The 4,161-nt window shown below is 60.0% G+C and carries 7 protein-coding genes and 2 tRNA genes; 2 read left to right on the top strand and 7 right to left on the bottom strand.

Translation table 11 applies throughout. From position 1 onward, the window contains the following. Nucleotides 1–226 (top strand): hypothetical protein (locus tag ACP5J3_RS11560; protein ID WP_428495827.1); only part of this gene is annotated, 226 nt, incomplete at its 5' end. Nucleotides 227–231: 5 nt separating this feature from the next. Here ACP5J3_RS11560 and ACP5J3_RS11555 read toward each other — a convergent pair. The 7 genes from ACP5J3_RS11555 to ACP5J3_RS11525 all read right to left on the bottom strand — a co-directional run bounded on the left by ACP5J3_RS11555 (nucleotide 232) and on the right by ACP5J3_RS11525 (nucleotide 3,857). Next, nucleotides 232–348: transfer RNA gene (locus tag ACP5J3_RS11555), tRNA-Lys, on the bottom strand. 23 nt (nucleotides 349–371) lie between these two features. Next, the gene (locus ACP5J3_RS11550) at nucleotides 372–677 is read right to left on the bottom strand and encodes a hypothetical protein (protein ID WP_428495826.1); all 306 of its coding nucleotides are present in this window, start codon (nucleotides 675–677) and stop codon (nucleotides 372–374) included. Between the two features lie 119 nt (nucleotides 678–796). Beyond that, the gene (locus tag ACP5J3_RS11545) at nucleotides 797–1,186 is read right to left on the bottom strand and encodes an SWIM zinc finger family protein (protein ID WP_428495825.1); all 390 of its coding nucleotides are present in this window, start codon (nucleotides 1,184–1,186) and stop codon (nucleotides 797–799) included. Continuing rightward, complete coding sequence (locus tag ACP5J3_RS11540) at nucleotides 1,167–1,922, bottom strand: inositol monophosphatase family protein (RefSeq protein WP_428495824.1); 756 nt, start codon at nucleotides 1,920–1,922, stop codon at nucleotides 1,167–1,169. Before ACP5J3_RS11540 ends, ACP5J3_RS11545 begins: the two co-directional genes overlap by 20 nt. A gap of 123 nt (nucleotides 1,923–2,045) precedes the next feature. Beyond that, nucleotides 2,046–3,068 carry an RAD55 family ATPase gene (locus tag ACP5J3_RS11535; RefSeq protein WP_428495823.1) on the bottom strand — a complete coding sequence of 341 codons (1,023 nt, stop codon included), beginning with the start codon at nucleotides 3,066–3,068 and terminating at the stop codon, nucleotides 2,046–2,048. A gap of 56 nt (nucleotides 3,069–3,124) precedes the next feature. After that, complete coding sequence (locus ACP5J3_RS11530; RefSeq protein WP_428495822.1) at nucleotides 3,125–3,736, bottom strand: hypothetical protein; 612 nt, start codon at nucleotides 3,734–3,736, stop codon at nucleotides 3,125–3,127. Nucleotides 3,737–3,765: 29 nt separating this feature from the next. Next, nucleotides 3,766–3,857, bottom strand: a tRNA-Val gene (locus ACP5J3_RS11525). 36 nt (nucleotides 3,858–3,893) lie between these two features. Between ACP5J3_RS11525 and ACP5J3_RS11520 the strand changes: the two genes are divergently transcribed. After that, nucleotides 3,894–4,121 carry a hypothetical protein gene (locus ACP5J3_RS11520; protein ID WP_428495821.1) on the top strand — a complete coding sequence of 76 codons (228 nt, stop codon included), beginning with the start codon at nucleotides 3,894–3,896 and terminating at the stop codon, nucleotides 4,119–4,121. The last annotated feature ends 40 nt before the right edge of the window (nucleotides 4,122–4,161 follow it).

Below are 4,161 nucleotides of genomic sequence, written 5' to 3'. Positions count from 1 at the left end.
GTCAAAACACGGCGAGGCCCACTGCTACAGACACCTACACACAAAACTCGTAGTGGGGATATCCGCAGTAGTTACAAGCGCCAATTTAGTATACACAAGCATGCTCCGCAACATAGAGACAGGGGTATTCTACCAAGACGCCCCGCCAGCCCTAAGATTACACGCAGAAGAAATCCTGGCGTCGGCGAGGAGATGCGATCAAAACAAGCCGCAGAGCATAGGCTAGAAAACTGGCGGGCCCGGTGGGATTCGAACCCACGACCTACGGGTTACTCGGGCCAAGCCCGTTAAGAGCCTCGGCGGGCCCCGCCGGCCCACCGCCGCTCTACCAGGCTGAGCTACGGGCCCCCTTTACAATTTTTTGTGTGTTTTTAAGTTTTTTGGCTTTGGCCCAGTGCGGCGTACGCAAGTCCCAGCATCGCCGGCGACCAAGTCGCCGCCGACGAGTAGCATCTGCTCATGACCCCCCTCCGCCCCTTCCATTTCTCCATTCTCAGGATCTTGAGCGGGTTGGCCGTCCTCATGGAATCTGACTGGCTCCCAACCTGGCGTGGGCGTATGTCCACACTCGCCGTCTCTGGTTTTTCAAAACCAGAGGCCGCGGCGTTTCTGGCTTCTAGAGCCTCGAAACCGCTGGGCGTCTGCAGTTGTTCATCCCCGGCCACGGCATTCTTCACATCTCAGCATTGCCGGCCCCAATCACCGTATCTAAGTGGGGGAGGGGCTTAAATCTCTTCGCGCCAGGGTGAAGGAGTGGGGTATTGGAAGGGGTCCGCCCCGCGGGGCGGCGTGGGTGCTATATCTCTTTCTCGCCGGTGTGTAGCCAGGTTAGCTTGGTGAGGTCGATTTCCTTGCCTTGTTTTAGGAGGGACGTCATGTTCCAGGTTATGACGCCTATGATTATGTGTTTGCATATCTTGCCTCCTATTGTGTTGCCTTCGCAGGTGCACTTAGCTCCGTAGTATCCAACGGCGGTGTAGTACCACACGTCTGGCTTCTTCTCGGAGCGCACGGCGAGTCTTATCCCCGCGATCTCCCCGCCGCGCTCGACTATCTCCACGATGCGGACCTTGTCGGGGGTGGCGTAGAGGTAGAGATCGAGCACCCTTTCAATCCTCACGCCCAGTGTCCTCGAGAGGGTTAGGAGGAAGGACCTGACCTTCTCCTCAATCTGTGGTTGCGGCATTTACGAAATCTACGTCGCCCGCCACTAGGGATATCCTGGAGTGCGGCTTGGTGTCGCCCATCACCACGTACCTAAAGCCGTCTACGTATTTGCCTATCGTCAACGCCCCCGCCACGTCGAGCAGTCTGAGCTTGCCCCGGAGGTCTAGGAAGCCGCGGGCTGTGCCTTCCACCGTGTACGCCAGCTCGGCGGCGGAGCTGCCGAGGCTCCTCCCCCTGAGCCCCAGCCGCCTCACGACTTCGCAGGTCTTTGGGGGGAAGCTGTTGCTCACCGCCACAAACACTATATTGCTCCTCGGGGTCCTCCTCAACGGCTTTCCGTTTTTGCGGGCGCCGACGCCGGGGGCCGCCGTGTAGACGTCTCCCGTGGGGGGTATCGCCACGACGGCGTATTCTAAATCGGCCAGGGTGCCCTCTCTATGTTTCCCGGCGGCGATGGATACGGCGAAGAAGGGCACGCCCACGGCGTAGTTCAGCGACCCGTCGAGGGGGTCGAGGACGAAGATGTAGCGCTCGTCTCCCCACCTGTAGATGCCGCCTTCCTCTGCGTATAGGACGCCGCCTTCTTTAAAGGCCTCTCTGAGCATTTTGTATATGAGCGTCTCCGCGGCGATGTCCACCTCCCTGGTGACGTCGTCCTCTTTACGCGTCACGACGTCTACGCCTCTGCCGGCTCTGAAGTACTCCATTAAAAAATGCGAGGCGCGGACCGCCACGGCCTCCAAGACGCCGAGCACAGCCCAACAATCACTATTATTTAAATAGTCTACATACAGAACCGCTGGCGATTTAAGCCCCGGCTCCCCGGGCTACATGGAGAAGGTGAAGAAGAGGTTTGTAATCGCGGCGGTGGGCGTTTTTTAGACTCTGATCTTCACGTCGAGGAAGTTCTCAGAAAGCCTAGCCCCCTCTGTCTCCAGCTCCAGGTCTAGGACGTAGTCCACGTACTTGGCGGCGCTCGCCACGGCCGTTATGTAGTCAACGACGTCGTTGCCCAGCACCCTCTCCAAGTCGCGGAGGCCGGAGACCGCGAAGACCCAGGGCTTGAGGCGGCCCGAGTATATATTGTACAGCACCTCCACGATGTCTTTGAAGGTGGTGGCGATCCTCATCTTGTCCTCGTCGAGCTCGGCGGGGAGGGTGGTGGCGGGGAAGAGGGAGAGGTAAAACACGTCGCGCGCGGCGGCGACCTCCTCCAGCTTCTTGGCGAGGGCCTTCTTGTCCCTGCCGTACACCCCCACGATCTGCGACTTGTAGAGCTCCCCCACGCCGAGGAGAGAGGCGTCCTCCTGCAGGGGTATCTTCGCCACCTGGGGCTTCCTGGGCGTGTAGACGTAGACGAGGCCCACCCCCTCGACGAAGTCGAAGAGAAGGCGCTCGCTGGGCGGGGCGAAGCGGGACTTCACAAGTTTTATGTACCGCACCGTGTGGCCAACGGCGTTCTCCTTGTACCCAACCCTCACCAGATTGTCGGCAATGTAGAACACCTGCCGGTGGACCCCCTCCACCACGGCTATAATGGGCATGTCCTTGGCGAGCTGGTAGAGGAAGCCGTGGACGAGCTCCTCGAGCTTCTCCCCCCGCGGCGCTATTCCGTTTACAGAGTCCACCACCAGCGCCTCGTATTCATGTATGTGGTCGGCCACGAACTTGGCTATGTTCCCCCTAAAGGCGCGGGGGAAGTCGAACACGTAGAACTTATCCGCCCTCGCCCCCACCCTCATAAACACCTCCTTCAACACGCCCGGCGGCTCGTTGGTGCTGATCCACAGAACCCTGTTGGCGACCCTGTCGGCCAGCTTCGCCGCGACGCTTGTCTTGCCGCTACCCGGCGGCCCGTAGATCACGGTAAAGCCCCTAGACGCCGGCAGAAGATCAGACACGCCACATACTAACAACGAGTTTTAAAACTTGCCGCGCCCCCACCCGGCGAAGAGCCTCACGGCGACCCGCCCCGCGAAGCCTCTCTATACGCAAGCATCTCTACAACATGCGCGGCGAAGAGAATAAGCAAGCCCAGAGGCGCCGTGACCACCGGGACGAGGAAGGCGACGCCCACCAGCGTGACCACATAAGCCGTGTGGAACCTCAAAACCCCGGTATGTCTATACATATGCTTGAGGTACAGCAGATGCGTGGCTAGATACGCCAGCGCCAGGCCCCAGACAAGCCCCAATACGGCCAGCACAATAGCCAGAGCCGCATCCTGAGGGAGGTCCTGCAGTAGCGGCCTCTCCCTTCTCAGAAGCCCCAGCGCCAGAAGCGACAGCTCCACCACAAACAGAGCTGTGAGGAGCCGGGCCTGGACACCCGCCCACCTAACCCCCAGCCGGCTGAGCGCCATGAAGCCCCTATGGATTAGCAAGACGACGGCGAACCCCGCCGCCCCAAGGGGCAACGCCGCGAAGGCGAGGACACCCAGGTAGGGAGACGCCGGGTTGCTAAACTCTACAAACACGGCGGACACGAGCAATACAATAGAGGCGGCGAGGAGCACCAAGCTGTATAGATACCCCCTGTACATGAGCCGACAGGCAGACGCCAGATCCATATTAGAGGCAGCCCCGGGGTAAAAATAGGTGGGCCCGCCGGGATTTGAACCCGGGATCACCCGCGCGTCAGGCTGATGCGGGGCTCCGCCCCTGGGCATCCTACCGCTAGACTACGGGCCCGCTCCCCCCTACTCCACTATTTTTAAGTTTTTCCCTATGTGGTGGGTTGTCTGTCTCTTCGGCGCTACGGAGGATTTTTTAAACTGGATGTACGGCGTGTACATGGCGTCTGTGCTGGCGGTGCTGGGGGTTCACGCCAACGTGCTGAGGAGGTACGGCGTGTCTCCGGAGGAGGATGTTGAGGCCGCTGTTTCGAAGCTGGCGGCCGCGGCGCCTCACATAGCGGAGTTTCTGAGAGAGGTGAGTAGGGTTTGCGCGTTGTAGCGCGTGTTTTTCCGGGGGTGAAGTTTTATATGTCTCCGTG

The sequence above is a fragment of the Pyrobaculum sp. genome (assembly GCF_049971835.1).
GTDB lineage: Archaea > Thermoproteota > Thermoprotei > Thermoproteales > Thermoproteaceae > Pyrobaculum.
Note: the sequence above shows the minus strand (reverse complement) of the source record. Positions and strands in the feature narration are given on the sequence as shown.